The sequence below is a fragment of the Arthrobacter sp. genome (assembly GCF_031988865.1).
In the GTDB taxonomy this organism is placed as follows: domain Bacteria; phylum Actinomycetota; class Actinomycetes; order Actinomycetales; family Micrococcaceae; genus Arthrobacter_B.
The window spans coordinates 1-15,010 of record NZ_DALZXY010000084.1 but is presented as its reverse complement, the minus strand read 5'-3'; the positions used below and the strand labels follow the sequence as shown (position 1 = coordinate 15,010).

Genomic DNA, 15,010 nt, shown 5'->3' with positions numbered 1-15,010 from the left:
GCCGGTGTCCCCTGGCGCGGTGCGCACGACGTCGTCGGCCGCCTGTTCAAGACCGCTGACCCGACAGCCTGGAGCCGGGATCAGGTCCTCGACGCGCTGGCAGCCGCCGGGATCCGGGCTGAGCTGGCGGACCTGACGCTCGCCGCCGGCCGGGAGCCGGAACGCGTCCTGGACCGGACACAGGCCGGAAGCCCCGGGACGAAGGCCGTCATGGTCACGGCCGACGGCGCCCGGCAGGCGGCACGCGAGCTCGCCGGCCGTTTCGGCGAGCTGCGCACCGGACTGGAGACTGCCCGTGCGCTTCTGCTGGACCGTGCCCGGCAGCTGGCGGAGACAGCGTGAGCGCTGGCACTGGCGCTGGTGGCCTGACGGTCGTCGGCAACACCAACCTGGACATTATGGTTTCCGGGGTGACGCAGCTGCCCGAACCCGGCACCGAAGCACTGGTTCCGGACATCCGGATCCGGTTGGGCGGCTCCGCGGGGAACCTGGCCCTGAGGTGCGCCGGGCTCGGGCAGGAGACCACGCTGATCAGCCGGGTCGGAAACGACGCCTCCACCGCCCTGGTCCGTTCCGAACTGCAGCTGCCGCACCTGTTGCCCCTGCTCGTCACCGACCCGCTGCTGCCCAGCGGGGTGACCGTCGCCGTCGAGGCGCCCGGCAGGGACCGGGCTTTTATCTCCTCCCTGGGCGCCATGTCCGCGCTCGAGGCCGATGATGTCCCGGACGACGCCGTGGCGGCCCGCTGCCTGGTGCTCGCGGGTTACTTCCTGTTGCCGAAACTCCGTGGCACCGCCCTGGAGGGCCTGTTTACCCGCGCCCGTGCGGCGGGGGCACTGACCGTCCTGGACACCGGCTGGCCCACGGAGGGTTGGACTGCCGAGGTCCGCGCCGAGGTCCGCAGCGTGCTGCGCTGCGTGGATGTGTTCCTCCCCAACGAGGACGAACTCGCCGGGCTGACCGGGATCGACGATCCGCGGACCGCTGCCCTGGAGCTGGCCGCCGCCACCGGAACCCTGGTGGTGGCGAAGCTCGGTCCGCACGGCGCCGGAGTAGCCCTGCCCAGCGGGGAATGGACCCACTCCCCGGCCCAGCCGGTGGAGGCGGTGGACAGCACCGGCGCCGGCGACGGCTTCAACGCTGCGTTCCTGATCTGCCTGGCGAAGGGCAGCGATCCGGCGGACGCCCTGAAAGCCGCTGTCCGCTATGCCACGGAGCTCGTAGCCACGGCGCCGGAAGCCAGGTCCGCCGTGCGGCTGCCTGACGTCGTGTCCCTTTAAACGTCCTTTCCATTAGGAGGGAAACCATGCACGTAGCCAGGATCGGGGACCGTCCCGTTGTCCAGGGCATTTCCATCGTCGATTTCCACCTGCATTTCCGAATGCCTTTCGACCCGCTGACGCAGGCCCTGTCCGGCGGACAGTTCGCCTGCGAACCGGAGGCCCCGGCAGCGGCCCTGCGGGCGGCGAAGGTGGCCGGAATGTCTGCGGCGTGGCGGCGGAGCTGGGATTTCGCTGACCCGGAACCGGCCTCCGCGGATGAGGGCTGGGAGGCGGAAGCAGACCGCTGGGTAGCGGAACTGGATGGCCACCACATCGAGTACGCAGCCTTCGTTACCGCAGGCGGCGACGAGGCGATGGCCCGGCTGACCGCCCGCGGCCAGGGCCGTTTTATGGGTATGGCGGCCATGGCTGATCCGTTCGAGCCTGGTGCCGCGGACCGGTTCAGGCTGGCTGTCACGGAGCACGGGCTGCGCGGGCTCAAGTTGTTCGCCCCGCTGATGTCCGCCCGCATCGATGACCCGGGGGCGGACCCGGTCTGGCGGGTGGCAGCAGAGCACCAGGTTCCGGTCCTGATCCATTTTGGCCACTGCGGATCAGCCGGCGGCATTGCGCACAACGCCATGATCGAGCCGGCCTGGCTGGAAGCGGTGGCCAAGCGGCATCCCGATGTGACCTTTGTGATCCCGCACTTCGGTATCCAGCACGTCCAGCAGGTGCTGTTCCTGATGTGGGCCTGCCCGAACGTCCTCGTGGACACCTCCGGATCCAATCAGTGGGTGCGGTTTATGGCACAGAAGCTGACCTTGGAGGACCTGTTCCGGCGGTTCTACGAAACCCATGGACCGGAGCGCATCGTTTTTGGCACCGATTCCTCCTGGTTCCCGCGCGGCTACGCCCGGCGGTACCTGGTGGACCAGCTGAGGATCTGCTGGGAGATGGGCATGCCGCCCGCAGACGTCCAGCAGATTTTCGGTGCCAACGCGGCCGGACTGCTCGGGATCAAGGGCTGGAGCCCGGCCGATCCTGAGCTGGCCCGCGCGCTGAGTGACCTGCGCACCGGGTGATTTGAATGCACTGGGTAACCTGAACACTGGCCCGTTGAATATCTGCACCCTGAACATCAGAACAGCGCCCAACGGCACCCCGGACAAGGAGATTACGGCGTGACCCTACAGATCCATCTGGCTCCCAGCCTGGACGAACTCGGCGAGGCAGCTGCCAACGCCGTGCTGGCCCGGCTCCACGACGCGATGCGGCCGGGGAGGCTGCCCGTGCTGGGGATAGCGACCGGGTCCTCTCCCCTGCCCCTTTACCAGGCACTCGCACGCCGGCGGGACGAGCTGCCGCAGCTGCGCGCCTTTGCCCTGGATGAGTATCTTGGCCTTCCGGCCGGGCATCCGGAGAGCTACGCGGAAGTGGTGCGCCGCGAAGTTGTGGAGCCCCTGGGGCTCGACGGCGAGTGCATCGCCGTTCCGGATGGAGCGGCCGCCGATCCGGAGCACGCCGGTGCGGAATACGACGCCGCGATTGCGGCCGCCGGCGGCGTGGACGTCCAGATCCTGGGGATTGGCAGCAACGGACACCTGGCCTTCAACGAACCGGGCTCGGCCCTGGATTCCCGGACCAGGGTAGTCCAGCTGACTGAAAGCACCCGCCAGGCCAACGCCCGGTTCTTCTCCTCGCTCCAGGAGGTTCCAACCCACGCCCTGACCCAGGGTTTGGGCACGATTTTTGCGGCCCGGTCACTGGTACTGCTGGCTATCGGGGCGTCGAAGGCCCAGGCCGTGGCCGCGGCGCTGCAGGGACCAGTGACCCCAGAGGTTCCGGCCTCAATCCTCCAGCTGCACCCCGATGTGACCGTACTGCTGGCTGACGGCGCCGGCGCGGAGCTGAGCCCGGAACTGCTCGATCCGGAGCTGCTCAAATCCGGAACTGTTTGATGGGCCGGCCGCGGCGGGAGCACTCCTCACCCGTCCTTATCGTCATCTTCCTTATTCTTAGGAGCCGGTCCTGGATTGCGCGCCATTTGAGCCCCCAAATTTGCCATGTAACCAACAAATAGGAACCCCGGGATCGCCGCAATGGCTACAGCAAATTCTGGTGGAAGCAAGAGTCTGCTAATTACAAAAGCAATGATTGCCATTGTGAACCAGAAAAGTACTTTGCTGCTTTTTTTCCATTTTTTCACGGCAGATGTCCCGTTCCCTAAGGCAGTGTTGCAAGTAGTTCTGATTTAGGCGGGCCCCCCGGGTTTCGTCACTAGTGAACTTACACCGCCGCTGAACGCTTGGGTCCAGCGTCCGGAGCCGGCGTTGTACCAGCGCTGCCCGTACTTCATCCATCCGGTGGCACGGTCCTGCAGGCCGGCCTTGAAGGTATAGGGGCTGCCCCCGGGCATCGGTGCGCCCGTAAGTGAGCGTGCCGGAGCTGGTGCGCAGCATCAACGGTTCCCCGGTAACGGGGTCGTACTCGATGTGTGCGGTTCCTTTATTGCGTTGAAACTGTTCGATGTCCCGTTGGCTAGCGGGGGGGCTTAGCCCTCGGTGACCGCCGGCAGCTCCTGCAGCGACCACTGGTTGCCGTCCGGATCGCTGAAGTACACGAACGTGCCCCAGTCGAGCGGCGTGACTTCGCTGGTTTCCACCCCCGCATTCAGCAGGTGCTGCCGGGCCTCAGCTGCGCTCGGCACCACGATCTGGATGCGCTGGCTGCCCGGAAGCATGTCAGTGGTGCCTTCCCCGATCACCACGGAGCAGGCGGAACCGGGAGGGGTCAGCTGGACAAAGCGCAGGTTCTCATCCACCCGCTGGTCGAAGTCGTCGGCGAACCCGACCTGGTTCACGTAGAAGTTCTTGGCGGCGTCGACGTCGGACACCGGCACGGGCACAAGCTCAATTTTCCAGTCCATGCCCGCGATCGTAGGCCCGGCCCGCAGCCTGTCGCTAGGGTCCGGCGGTCAGGAACGGTCCGCAACTGCCATTGGCGGCACCACCATAGGAATAAGCCTGCTGATCATTGTGTTGTCGCCGGGTATGAGTGAGCAGACTGAACAGCCCGAACACAAACTGTCCGCGACTATCGATCTGAAAGACCTCGGGACCGTCCACCGGCTCGGCTTCGGTGCCATGCGCATTGTTGGCCCCGGAGTTTGGGGCGAACCGGAAAGCCGGGCGACCGCCGTGGATCTGGTGCGCCGCGCCGTCGAGCTGGGCGTTGACTTCATCGACACCGCCGATTCGTACGGCCCCAACATCAGTGAGGAGATCATTGCCGAAGCCCTCGCACCGTACCCCGAGGGCGTCCGGGTGGGGACGAAGGCAGGCTTCGCCCGCACCGGGCCGCACGAGTGGATCCCGCTGGGCCGCCCGGAGTACCTCCGCCAGCAGGCCGAGCTGAGCCTGCGCAAGCTGAAGGTCGATTCCCTGGACCTGTTCCAGCTGCACCGCATCGACGCCTCCGTCGACGCCGAGGAACAGTTCGCCGTGCTGCGGGACCTGCAGAAGGAAGGCAAGGTCAAGGCCCTGGGCCTCTCCCAGGTCAGCGTGGAGCAGCTGCAGGCGGCCGAAAAGTACTTCACGGTCTCCACCGTGCAGAACCGCTACAACCTCACCGACCGGTCCTCCGAAGACGTGCTGGAGTACGCCACCGCCCACGGAATCGGTTTTATCCCCTGGGCGCCGATTTCCGCCGGCGAACTCGCGGAGCCCGGCGGCGTGCTCGACGCCGCGGCCAAGAAACTGGGGGCCACCACCTCGCAGGTCGCCCTGGCCTGGCTGCTGCAGCGCTCGCCCGTGATGATGCCGATCCCCGGCACCGGTTCCGTAGCCCACCTGGAGGAAAACCTGGGCGCCCGGGACCTGGTCCTCGATGCCGCCACCTTCGCAGAGATCGACGCCGCGGCTGCCGCGGCCGCCTAACACCCTGCCGGCTGACAACCGGCTGCACCTGCCGCTGCCTGCCCCGCGGCAGGTAGCCTGCACACGAAGCCCGACGAAAGGACCCCCGTGAACAACATCCTGATGATTGTCTCCGCCGCCGATTCACTGACCATGAAGGACGGCAGCCAGCACCCGACCGGTTTCTGGGCCGAGGAGCTCGTTGAAGCGCACCGCACTGTGCTCGAGGCCGGGCACCGCATCACCTTCGCCACCCCCGGTGCCAAGGCCCCCACGGTTGATGAAGTCAGCCTCCAGCCGGATCTGGCCGGCGGCGAGGAGAAGGCTGCGGCGCTGCGTGCCTACCTGCAGGAGCTGCGTCCGGAACTGGATGCGCCGATGGCCCTGGCGGATGTGGTCCCGCTGGAGTACGACGCCGTCGTTATTCCCGGCGGCCACGGGCCGATGGCGGATCTGGCCTCCGACTGGGACATGGGGCGCATCCTGATCGCGGCCAACGACGCCGGCATGCTGATCGCACCGTTCTGTCACGGACCGGCCGCCCTGCTCAGCGCCGAAACCACTGAGGGCGGGTTCGCTTTCTCCGGCCGCAGGCTGACCGTCTTCACCAATGAGGAGGAGCTCTCCGGCGGCACCGGCGAGAACACCCCGTGGTTCGTCGCCGATGCCCTGCTGGACAAGGGAGCGGTGGTGGAGGCTGGCCCCGCATGGGAGAGTTTCGTGGTGACGGACGGCAACCTCATCACCGGGCAGAACCCCCAGTCCAGCGTGGCCGTGGCCCGGCAGGTGCTGGCCTCGCTGCCGGACTAGATTTATCTGCTCCCGATCTGAGTCCGGCGCAGCCCGGAGCGGGAAGGACTGGCAGACTGGGTTTATGACTGTCCTGATAGCCGGCTGCGGCGACCTGGGTACGGAGGCCGGCCTGCGGTTCGCCGCGGCCGGCTTTTCCGTGCTGGGCTGGCGCCGTTCCCCGGAGAAAATTCCCGCTCCTCTCCACGCGCAGGCCGCGGACCTCTCCGGCGAGCTTCCCCGCATTTCCCCCGCGACCGACGTCGTGGTGATTGCCGTCGCCGCAGGGGAACGCACCGAAGCGGCCTACCGGGCGGCGTACGTGGACGGCACAGCGAATGTCCTGGCTGCCCTGGAGCGCGACGGCGTGCAGCCGCGGCGCATCCTGTTCGTTTCCTCCACCGCCGTCTACGGGGACGCCGGCGGCGGCTGGCTGGATGAGGACTCCCCCACTGCTCCGGCCTCTGTCACCGGAGCCGTGATCCGTGAGGCGGAGGAGCTGCTGCACTCCCGCCGGCCCGACGCCGTCGTACTCCGGCTCGCCGGAATCTACGGTCCGGGCCGCACCCGGCTGATCGACAACGTGCGGGGCGGATACGCGCGCCCGACGCCGGGACAGCTGACCAACCGGATCCACCGGGATGATGCCGCCGCGGCGATCGTGCACCTGACGACGGCGGTCCCCGATCCGGCACCGCTGTACCTTGGCGTCGATGACGAACCCGTGGAACTGGAACGGGTGCTGGATTTCCTGGCCGGTGAGCTGGGAACCGAGCTGGGCCCGGCCGTATCGGCGTCCTCCAGCCGCGGCGGAAACCGGCGCCTGTCCAATGCCAGGCTGCGCAGCACCGGCTTTGAGTTCACCTACCCAACATTCCGGGAAGGCTACCGGGCCTTGCTGGCCGGCGACGGCGTCCGGCACCCCTAGGGCTGCCCGCGGGTCCGGCTTGCCGCGGCGACCGGGAACAGGGCACCGGGAGCGGGGCACCGGGAGCAGCGCGACCGGGAACCGGCCTCCAGCCACTCCGGCCGGCGGCGAATCTCCGCTGAGCCGATTCCTTCGCCTCCTGGGGTTCGTGCTCTTACCCCTAAGCCACCTAGGCCTGGAAGACCCGTTCCACAGCGGCGCCCACGGCGAGGAGCTGCTCGTCAGCCCCCGGCACGCCGTCGAGCGCCAGGCCAACCGGCAGGTTCTCGACCCCGACGGGGATGGGGAGCGTCAGTCCGGGAGCGCCGATGAACGTACCGTAGGCAGTCAACCGGGTGTAGGTGTCGAAGCTGGACGCCGCGACGCCGTCGATCTCCACCGTTTCCGCCGGGTTGATGGGGGCCGCGGGCGCAGGAGTAGTGGGGAAAATGACCGCGTCCAGCTTGTATTTCCGGAACAGTTCCTGCTCCTTGGCGCTCAGCTGCGCCGTTTCAGCCAGGGCATGACGCCGGGCTTCCAGCGCCTCGGGGCTGGGCGTGGGAAGGACATGGTTCTGCATCAAGTCACGAACCAGGGGGTTCTCGATCTGGGCGGCCAGGTCTGCCAGCGAGACACCGGGCCGGTACTCGTTCAGGTACCGGGTAAGCAGGCGGTGAATCTCGGGGATCAGGATGGTTGCCCCAAATGTCCCTTCGGCGCCGACGCGTTGTCCGGCCGGTATGGCGATGATCCGGGCCCCGGCCGCTGCAAGGGCCTCCACCGCGAAGCCAAAGGCCTCCGCTGTCCGCGGGTCCAACGGTCCCAGGTCATCCGGAACGCCGAAGGTCAGGGTGGCTATGTCCAGGTCCCGGGCCGTCTCCTGCCCGACCTGCGGAATTTGGGAGGTGCCGGAGTTACTCAGGATGGCATCCAGCAGGACGGCGTCGGCCACGCAATGGGTGATGGGCCCGGCGGTGTCCCGGGTGTCGGAGAGCGGAGTGATGCCCGTGCCCGGATAGCGGCCGGTGCTGGGCCGGAAGCCGACAACACCGTTCAGCGAGGCAGGAATTCGAACCGAGCCACCGGTGTCCGTGCCGATTCCGGCGGTGGCACCGAGGGCGACGGCGACGGCGACGCCGGAGCTGCTCCCGCCGGCCATTCGCGTGGGATCAACCGCGTTGCGGACCGTGCCGGACCCGTGCCCGATTCCGGTGACCCCCAGCGAGAGTTCATGCATGCCTGCCTTGGCAAGGATCTCGGCCCCTGCCTCGCGCAGCCGGGCAATCACGGGGGCATCGGCGTCGGGCATAAAACCACCCAGGGCCGGGGTGCAGGCGGTATTGGGCAGGCCAGCCACATGGATGTTGTCTTTGACTACGAGGGAGACACCGGTCAGGACGCCAGCTTCGGGGCCGGCGTGGGACGGGCTGACCTGCCGTTCCCGGATTGCCACCAGCGCACCCCGGTCAGCACCGCTGATCCGGGCCAGGATCTGGTCCGCGTACTGGGCCGGTGAGACCACACCGGTGTCGAGGGCGGCCTGCGCTGCGGCGATGGAGTGGGTGCTGACGTCGTTTTTCATAACACGATCTCTTTCCGGTCCCTCCCCCCGGGGTTGGGGGCAGGCATCAGCGTGCATGCCTATCGGAGAAACGGGCCCGCAGCATCGATGCTGCTGAAATCCTAGTGACCCGCGGCTCACCGCGCTGGCCCCTGTGTGCGGACCAGATAGTCCCTGCGTGCGGATCATGGTTGACGGCAGCTTTGCCGGCAGGCGTGGGAAGGCTAACCGAGCCGGGATCGGCGGAAGGAACCGGGCGTCGCCTCGAACCGGCGGAGGAAGGCTCGGCCGAAGTGGGAAGCCTCAGCGAACCCGACCCGCGCACCAATATCCCGGATGCTTACATTGCGCAGCCGCGGGTCACCTAAAAGCAGGAGTGCTTCGTCCAGCCGCCGCTGCTGGATGTATTTCGCCGCAGTGGTTCCCACCGGTTCGAAAACGCTGTGGAGCTGCCGCAGGGACAGGTGCACGGCTGCTGCTGTGGTCGCCGGGGTCAAAGCCGGATCGGACAGGTTCTGCTCAATGTGCGCCTTGATGCTGTTCAGATGGGCCTCCCGCGTCGTTTCCGCAGGGCTGGTTCCGAAGACCCGGATCAGCCCGGCGAGGGCGGTTTCCACTGCAGCGCTGGCAAGGAACTGTGTTGATTGGGAGCCTCCGGCGGGCGACGCTGCCAGGCTGCCCAGCAGTGCCCGTAGCGGTTCGGATTCCGGGGTGTTCCCTGGAACCGCCACCGCCGTTGCCTGGGCGGGGTCCGCAAACACTGAGCGAAGCCGGGCCGGCGGCAGGTGCAACACAAAGAGTTTGATTGGTCCGCCGAACCGGAAGGAATAGTCTCCGTTGGCATCGGTCAGCACGAATCCACCGGGTTCGAGCCGGCTTCGGGAACCGCGCTGCTGAACCTGCTCGCAACTTCCCTCGGCGAGGTAGTTGAGATGGAAATGGGGTTCACTCCCGGGCGCGTTTCCGGCCGAGTGAAACACCTCTTCGGGCCCGGAGACAACCTTGGACAGCGCATAGGAACCCAGCTTCGCGTGCCGGAAGCTTCCGTAGAAGTCTTCCGGGTCCTTCAGCGGCAGTGCCTGCTGGGTCCCGAAGGCATGCCCAATGATCCGGCTCCAGTCCCGGAACCGGTGGGCCGAGGCGTCATCCGGGCTGGTCCGGGCAGAGAACCAGGACGGGAGCTGCTCATCCATGGCCAACCTCCGGAGCCGCCCGGTCAGGAGACTAGCTGAACTGGACGGGCGGGCCGAGATACAGCAGCACCGAGAAGACAGCCGCGATGACGATCAGTACGCCAACCACCGAGATGACGGGGCGGCGAAGCACAAACGCCTGCACCTGCTCCACGAATCCGGACGGCTTGTCACCGCCCGGGGCCAGGCGCCAGGCACCGTTCAGCCGGCCTGACTTGTCCATGGACTTCTCGAACGGGATGGTGGCGTAGGGAATGACGGCGGTCACGAGGCCGAGCGCAATGGTGCCGACCTTCCACTTCTGGTTGACGCCGACGAAAACGGTGCTCGCCGCGTAGGAGAGGAAGATGAAGCCGTGGGTGCCGCCGGCAGGGGCCATAAAGGCGTCCTGTCCGAAGCCGTACTTCATCACCATCGCCGCAATCAGCAGCGTCCAGGTCACGGCCTCCGCAAAAGCTAGGGCACGAAACAAGGTGCGGGGTTGCATATAGGGGTTGAGCCTTCCGTAGGGGTTTGCCAACAGTATGTCAGCATGGGCTGGGGGCACTCAACTCGAGGCGCCCGTCCGGGCAGGATCCCACCGTAGGCCAGAGCCGCCCTCGAGGCCGCAGCCCTCAGGCGCCAGCGCGCAGGCTTTCCCTCCCTTCGGACTGAAAGGGCCATTCTGGGACCTGGCCTTCCTGGGACCACACCGCCCCATCCGTAACGAGGGCTGGGATACAGAGACTGAACACGCCGAGGCGGCCCAGAATCCCTCCGTTTTGGGCGAAATCGACCTTTTTGGGATTTCCCTGCCCGCGCGCAGCGGAGGGAAATCCCAAACCGGCAGGTTTTTCCCAAACCGGAGGGGAAACATGCCACCAACCGGCGGGTTTTTCCCAAACCGGAGGGAAACCGCAGGCCGCCGCTAACGATCGGAGACAAAATCCGGAGCTAGCGATAGAGGTCAGGCCGGGCATCGTCCGCATAGGTGTTGATCCCCCGGGCGCGAAGCACCTCGTCGGGCTCGATGCCGGCGAACAGGAGCTCCTCCCCCGCGCCGGCTTCGGCCAGCAGGGTGCCGTACGGCGAGGCAATGACACTGGTGCCGGTGAAGTCCGGAGCCATGTGGTTGGCGTAGGCAATGTAAACGCCGTTCTCCAGTGCCCGGGCCGGCACCAGCAAGGTGGAGATCCGCTCTGAGTTGTAGGTGAGCAACGGTTCTGACCCGCCGACGTCGCCGGTGGCCGGCACGGCGGTGGGAATGCACAGCAGGTCCGCCCCCGCCCGCGCGGCGGAGCGGGAGTACTCGGGGAACTCAATGTCGTAACAGATCCCCAGCGCGATCTGCAGGCCCCGGAACTCCGCCACAACGGGCACACCCGTCCCAGGGGCGTAGGATCCCCGCTCCTCGGCCCCAAACAGGTGCGCCTTGCGGTAGCGCAGCAGTTCCCGGCCCGATTCATCGAAGAGCGAGGCGGAAATGTACCCGGTGCCGCCGTCGTCCTCCACGGTGGAACCCACGACGCCGATGCCTTCCTCGACTGCAATCCTTGCCAGCTCCGCGCGGATCGATGCGCCGTCGGAATTCCGGACTTTCGCCGGAGCGTAACCGGTGGCAAAGAGTTCCGGTGTGACGATCAGCTCCGCTCCACCTGCCGCGGCCTGCGCCGCGAAGCGCCGGAGAAGGGCCAGGTTCGCGTCCGGATCATTCAATCCAGCGCGTGCCTGCAGCACTGCTATGCGGACCATTTCACTCCCGTCGGACGTGACTGGTGCCACGTCATGTAGTGGTCACAATCACGAATATCGTTGACTGTTCCCATCATAGGCATAAGCATGTTCCCTAAACCGAATGAAATTCGGTTACTGGTTTTGAGATCTGAGGAGACTTGTGGACCCGAGAACGACGCGCGGCGACGAGCTGGCTGACCGCCTGCGCCAAATCGCTGAAGATGAGCAGCTGGACCCCTCCCGCCGTGCCCTGACCAAGGGCGAGCTCGCCGCTTATGTAGGCACCGCCGTCGCGCTTTGCCTTCTCGGACTACTGGTGATGGCACTGTGAGCGGCGGAAAGCGCGCGGCGACAAGGACCACATCGCAGACCGCCGAATCCCAGACCGTCGAATCCCGCAGCGCCTCCCTTGGGTCTTTCCCCCTCCTCAAGGGCGAGCGCATCTGGAGCGGCGCCGAATTCACCTGGGTCAACATTTCCCTGGCCATCGCCACCTGGGCCTTCCTCGTCGGCGGCTCGACCGCCCTGCTCGTCGGCTTCCAGCAGGGCCTGGCCGCGATGATCATCGGCAACGCGATCGGCCTGTCCATTATGGTGCTGGCCTCCGTGGTTGCGAGCCAGCGCCACGGCGGGGAGCAGTACACCATGCTGCGCCCCGTCTTCGGGCTGGTCGGCGTCGGGATCCTGGTGTTCACCGTCATCCTCATCACCGAGATGGGCTGGTCCTCGCTGCTGTCCATCATGGTCGGGCGGGCCGTTACGCAGGTCTCCAACGAAGCGTTCGGCACCGACTTCGGGCCGGAATCGGTCATGGTCACTGTGGTGTCCCTGGCGGCGATCGCCGCTGCGTGGTGGATCCTTTCCCGCGGCCCGGTCATGATCGGCCGGTTCAACAAGTTCATCGCTCCCGGCCTGGTCGTCATCACCGCCGGCCTGATGGTCTTCCTGGTCCTCAACACCTCCTGGGATGCCCTGATGACCGCCTCTCCCCTGGCCCCGTTCGAAGACTCCCGGCTGAACTTCATGCTGGCCGTGGAGTTCAACGTCGGCGTCGGTTTCTCCTGGTACCCGGTCATGGGTTCCTTAGCCCGGCTGACCAAGTCACCCAAGGCCGCCACATGGCCGGCGTTCGGCGGCCTGTTTATTGCCACCGTTATTGCCCAGGCCGTGGGCATGGGCGCCGCCCTGACGCTCGGCGACTCGGACCCAACCGTCTGGATGATGCCCTTCGGCGGGCCGCTCCTGGGCGGGGCCATCCTGCTCTTCATCGCCTTCGCCAACATCACCAGCACCTCCTCGATCGTCTACTCGACCGTGCTGGCGCTCCGCCATTCCAGCGGCAACCTGCTGGCCAGGACCCCCTGGCCCCTGCTGTGCGCCGGATTCTTCGTCCTGCCTGCCATCCTGGCCTTCTTCCCCGGCTTTATGTACGAGCAGTTCATGGTCTTCGTGACCATCAGCGGCGCCTTCCTCTCCGCCATGTGCGGGGCGATCATCGTCGACTACTTCGTGATGCGCCGCCAGCACCTTCACCTGCCGGATATGTTCACGCCCGGAGCCGCGAGCCGCTACCACTTCACCGGCGGCGTCAACTGGGCCGGCCTGGCCGCGGTCACCGCCGGCGCCGTGTTCTACCTCAGCATCTACAACCCGGTCACGCTGGAGACCCTGCCGGTCTTCAGCTACACCACCGCTTCCCTGCCCGCAGCCCTGCTCGCCGGCGCCGTGTACTACCTGCTCGCTTCGCTGGCCTACAAGTGGCGCAACCTGGGCGGCTTCCGCGATGTCCCCGAAACCACCCCGGTCAACACCATCAGTAATAACGCAGTAAAGGACCACGCATGATCCCCGCACCACTAAAAGCCCGCGCCGCAGTACACAACGGCGAGTCCAGCAGCCTGGATATCCGCACCATCGACGTCGCCGCCCCCGGACCGGGGTCCGTGCTCGTGCGTCTCGGCGCCTCCGGCGTCTGCGGCTCGGACCGCCACGTGCTCGACGGCGACTGGCAGCTACCCTCCCCCACCGTGATGGGCCATGAAGGTGCCGGCACCGTGGCAGCCATCGGTGAGGGCGTGGTGGACGTAGCCGTGGGCGACCACGTCATCCTCTCCTGGTTCTATCCGTGCCGCCGCTGCACCGCGTGCGTCTCCGGCCGGTCCTACGTCTGCACCGGCAGCCGCGCCGAGGAATGCCTGCTGCCGGACGGAACCTCCGCACTGAGCGAAAACGGCACCCGTGTCTTCCCGTACCTGGCCGTCGGCTCGATGAGTGAATACACCGTGGTTCCGGAATCGGGCGCCATCAAGGTTCCGGCAGCGGTGCCGTTCGACGTCGCCAGCCTGATCGGCTGCTCCATCGCCACCGGTTATGGCGCGGTCGTGAACGACGCCGCCGTCCAGGCGGGCCAGTCCGCCGTCGTCGTCGGCACCGGCGGGGTGGGCCTGTCCATCATCATGGCGCTGAACCTGGTGGGCGCGAACCCCATCATCGCCGTCGACCTCAGCGAAGAGAAGCTGGCCGCTGCCCGCGAACTCGGCGCCACCCACACCCTGCAGCCCGGAAATGACCTCGCAGCCCAGATCCAGGAGATCACTGGCGGCGGCGCGGACTTCGCGTTCGAGGCGATCGGGCGGGTGCAGACCATCGAATCCCTGCCCGGGCTCATCACCGGCGGCGGCAAGGCGGTCATCGTGGGCCTGCCCCCGCAGGATGCCCCGGTTTCAATCGATGCCCTGGAACTGGCCGAATCCGGCAAATCCCTGATCGGCTCGAATTACGGCTCCACCGTCCCGGGCCGGGATTTCCCGCGCCTGGCCGAGCTGTACCTGGCCGGAAAGCTCCCGGTGGACAAGTTGATCTCCGACCGGATTAAGCTGGACGAGGTTAATGAGGCGTTTGACGCCATGCGCCGCGGGGAACGTGCCCGCAGCGTGATCGTGTTCGACTGACGTCCCTGTCGCCTGAGGAGAACAATGGCCCGGCCCCACACACCTTTGCTCTCCCTGGAGAAGATCTACGGCGGCGCCCTGGAACTGGTTGACGAGCTGGGGGACTTCACCCTCCCCCAGCTCGGCCGCCGGCTGGGGGTAAGCCCTTCCTCGATCTACCACCATGTGCAGGGCCGGCCGCAGATCATCAACGGAATACGCTCCATCATCGGCGCCTCCGCCCTGGCCGACCGTGGTTTCCCGCCGCACCCGGGCCCCTGGCAGGAGCAGGCCGAGGCATGGACCCGGGTTTACCGCCGGGCCCTGAGCGAGCATGCGAAGGCCATACCGTTGCTGGTCGGTGAGGCTGTGACAGACAGCGTCACGCTGGAAATCTATGAACGCCTGGCCGCGGTGCTCGCCGGGGCGGGCTTCGACGACGCCCAGGTTGTCCTGGGCATCTCCGTGCTCGATAACCTCTGCCTCGGTTCCTCCGTGGACACGGCTGGACCCTCCATTGCCTGGCGCACCGAGCCCGGGGCACAGCCTGTCCTGCACCGGGCGCTGGCCGGCTGCCGGGAGTCGCTGGACGCCAGGTCGGATGCCGCGTTCGAAGCCGGGCTCTCCGCGGCACTGGCTTACCTGGCCACGCTGCCGCGGTGCGGCGGGCGGGACGCTGCGGGGGACGCTTCGGACGCTGGCGCGGCTGGCGCGGCTGGCGCGGACGGGGGGGACGCC

General features: G+C 67.0%; 17 protein-coding genes. 11 read left to right on the top strand and 6 right to left on the bottom strand.

The annotated features are described in order from the left end of the window. From RTN46_RS13695 to RTN46_RS13680, 4 genes are all read left to right on the top strand, one after another. Positions 1–342: hypothetical protein (locus RTN46_RS13695; RefSeq protein ID WP_312182179.1), on the top strand; the 342-nt coding region annotated here is incomplete at its 5' end. After that, positions 339–1,280, top strand: coding sequence for a carbohydrate kinase family protein (locus RTN46_RS13690; protein WP_312182178.1), 942 nt, complete (start codon positions 339–341; stop codon positions 1,278–1,280). The genes RTN46_RS13695 and RTN46_RS13690, both read left to right, overlap by 4 nt. 26 nt (positions 1,281–1,306) lie before the next feature. Beyond that, on the top strand, positions 1,307–2,347 hold the full coding sequence (locus RTN46_RS13685) for an amidohydrolase family protein (protein WP_312182177.1): 1,041 nt from the start codon (positions 1,307–1,309) through the stop codon (positions 2,345–2,347). Positions 2,348–2,446: 99 nt separating this feature from the next. Further along, complete coding sequence (locus tag RTN46_RS13680) at positions 2,447–3,223, top strand: glucosamine-6-phosphate deaminase (protein WP_312182176.1); 777 nt, start codon at positions 2,447–2,449, stop codon at positions 3,221–3,223. A gap of 26 nt (positions 3,224–3,249) precedes the next feature. On the opposite strand, the gene RTN46_RS13675 is transcribed toward RTN46_RS13680, so the two are convergent. Both RTN46_RS13675 and RTN46_RS13670 read right to left on the bottom strand, forming a co-directional pair. Further along, complete coding sequence (locus RTN46_RS13675) at positions 3,250–3,471, bottom strand: hypothetical protein (RefSeq protein WP_312182175.1); 222 nt, start codon at positions 3,469–3,471, stop codon at positions 3,250–3,252. Positions 3,472–3,816: 345 nt separating this feature from the next. After that, positions 3,817–4,191, bottom strand: coding sequence for a VOC family protein (locus RTN46_RS13670; RefSeq protein ID WP_312182173.1), 375 nt, complete (start codon positions 4,189–4,191; stop codon positions 3,817–3,819). 124 nt (positions 4,192–4,315) lie between these two features. On the opposite strand from RTN46_RS13670, the gene RTN46_RS13665 reads away from it, so the two are divergent. The 3 genes from RTN46_RS13665 to RTN46_RS13655 all read left to right on the top strand — a co-directional run bounded on the left by RTN46_RS13665 (position 4,316) and on the right by RTN46_RS13655 (position 6,896). Beyond that, positions 4,316–5,200, top strand: coding sequence for an aldo/keto reductase (locus RTN46_RS13665; RefSeq protein ID WP_312182171.1), 885 nt, complete (start codon positions 4,316–4,318; stop codon positions 5,198–5,200). Between the two features lie 87 nt (positions 5,201–5,287). Further along, positions 5,288–5,989 (top strand): type 1 glutamine amidotransferase domain-containing protein, encoded by a 702-nt coding sequence (locus tag RTN46_RS13660; RefSeq protein ID WP_312182169.1) that lies wholly within the window; start codon positions 5,288–5,290, stop codon positions 5,987–5,989. A gap of 64 nt (positions 5,990–6,053) precedes the next feature. Beyond that, positions 6,054–6,896: an SDR family oxidoreductase gene (locus tag RTN46_RS13655; protein WP_312182168.1), complete on the top strand. Its 843-nt coding sequence runs from the start codon at positions 6,054–6,056 to the stop codon at positions 6,894–6,896. Between the two features lie 169 nt (positions 6,897–7,065). Here the strand turns inward: RTN46_RS13655 and RTN46_RS13650 are convergent, their stop codons facing one another. The 4 genes from RTN46_RS13650 to RTN46_RS13635 all read right to left on the bottom strand — a co-directional run bounded on the left by RTN46_RS13650 (position 7,066) and on the right by RTN46_RS13635 (position 11,360). Next, positions 7,066–8,457 carry an amidase family protein gene (locus RTN46_RS13650; protein ID WP_312182166.1) on the bottom strand — a complete coding sequence of 464 codons (1,392 nt, stop codon included), beginning with the start codon at positions 8,455–8,457 and terminating at the stop codon, positions 7,066–7,068. 203 nt (positions 8,458–8,660) lie between these two features. After that, positions 8,661–9,629 carry a helix-turn-helix domain-containing protein gene (locus tag RTN46_RS13645; RefSeq protein WP_312182164.1) on the bottom strand — a complete coding sequence of 323 codons (969 nt, stop codon included), beginning with the start codon at positions 9,627–9,629 and terminating at the stop codon, positions 8,661–8,663. Positions 9,630–9,660: 31 nt separating this feature from the next. Then, positions 9,661–10,116 carry a DUF3817 domain-containing protein gene (locus RTN46_RS13640; RefSeq protein ID WP_312182162.1) on the bottom strand — a complete coding sequence of 152 codons (456 nt, stop codon included), beginning with the start codon at positions 10,114–10,116 and terminating at the stop codon, positions 9,661–9,663. 446 nt (positions 10,117–10,562) lie between these two features. Further along, positions 10,563–11,360 carry a nitrilase-related carbon-nitrogen hydrolase gene (locus RTN46_RS13635; RefSeq protein WP_312182160.1) on the bottom strand — a complete coding sequence of 266 codons (798 nt, stop codon included), beginning with the start codon at positions 11,358–11,360 and terminating at the stop codon, positions 10,563–10,565. A gap of 142 nt (positions 11,361–11,502) precedes the next feature. Here RTN46_RS13635 and RTN46_RS13630 point away from each other — a divergent pair, with 142 nt between their 5' ends. From RTN46_RS13630 to RTN46_RS13615, 4 genes are all read left to right on the top strand, one after another. After that, entirely contained in the window at positions 11,503–11,673 is a 171-nt protein-coding gene (locus RTN46_RS13630) for a hypothetical protein (protein WP_312182159.1), read from the top strand. Continuing rightward, entirely contained in the window at positions 11,670–13,187 is a 1,518-nt protein-coding gene (locus tag RTN46_RS13625; RefSeq protein WP_312182158.1) for a cytosine permease, read from the top strand. Before RTN46_RS13630 ends, RTN46_RS13625 begins: the two co-directional genes overlap by 4 nt. Next, a complete protein-coding gene (locus RTN46_RS13620) occupies positions 13,184–14,293 on the top strand; it encodes a zinc-binding dehydrogenase (protein WP_312182157.1) in 1,110 nt (369 codons plus the stop codon). Before RTN46_RS13625 ends, RTN46_RS13620 begins: the two co-directional genes overlap by 4 nt. A gap of 24 nt (positions 14,294–14,317) precedes the next feature. After that, positions 14,318–15,010 (top strand): TetR/AcrR family transcriptional regulator C-terminal domain-containing protein (locus RTN46_RS13615; protein WP_312182155.1); only part of this gene is annotated, 693 nt, incomplete at its 3' end.

Bases quoted from the DNA above. Each gene is read 5' to 3' on its own strand.
- RTN46_RS13655 (WP_312182168.1), top strand. From the start codon at position 6,054: ATGACTGTCCTGATAGCCGGCTGCGGCGACCTGGGTACGGAGGCCGGC.
- RTN46_RS13640 (WP_312182162.1), bottom strand. From the start codon at position 10,116: ATGCAACCCCGCACCTTGTTTCGTGCCCTAGCTTTTGCGGAGGCCGTG.
- RTN46_RS13685 (WP_312182177.1), top strand. From the start codon at position 1,307: ATGCACGTAGCCAGGATCGGGGACCGTCCCGTTGTCCAGGGCATTTCC.
- RTN46_RS13620 (WP_312182157.1), top strand. From the start codon at position 13,184: ATGATCCCCGCACCACTAAAAGCCCGCGCCGCAGTACACAACGGCGAG.
- RTN46_RS13665 (WP_312182171.1), top strand. From the start codon at position 4,316: ATGAGTGAGCAGACTGAACAGCCCGAACACAAACTGTCCGCGACTATC.
- RTN46_RS13635 (WP_312182160.1), bottom strand. From the start codon at position 11,360: ATGGTCCGCATAGCAGTGCTGCAGGCACGCGCTGGATTGAATGATCCG.
- RTN46_RS13670 (WP_312182173.1), bottom strand. From the start codon at position 4,191: ATGGACTGGAAAATTGAGCTTGTGCCCGTGCCGGTGTCCGACGTCGAC.
- RTN46_RS13650 (WP_312182166.1), bottom strand. From the start codon at position 8,457: ATGAAAAACGACGTCAGCACCCACTCCATCGCCGCAGCGCAGGCCGCC.
- RTN46_RS13645 (WP_312182164.1), bottom strand. From the start codon at position 9,629: ATGGATGAGCAGCTCCCGTCCTGGTTCTCTGCCCGGACCAGCCCGGAT.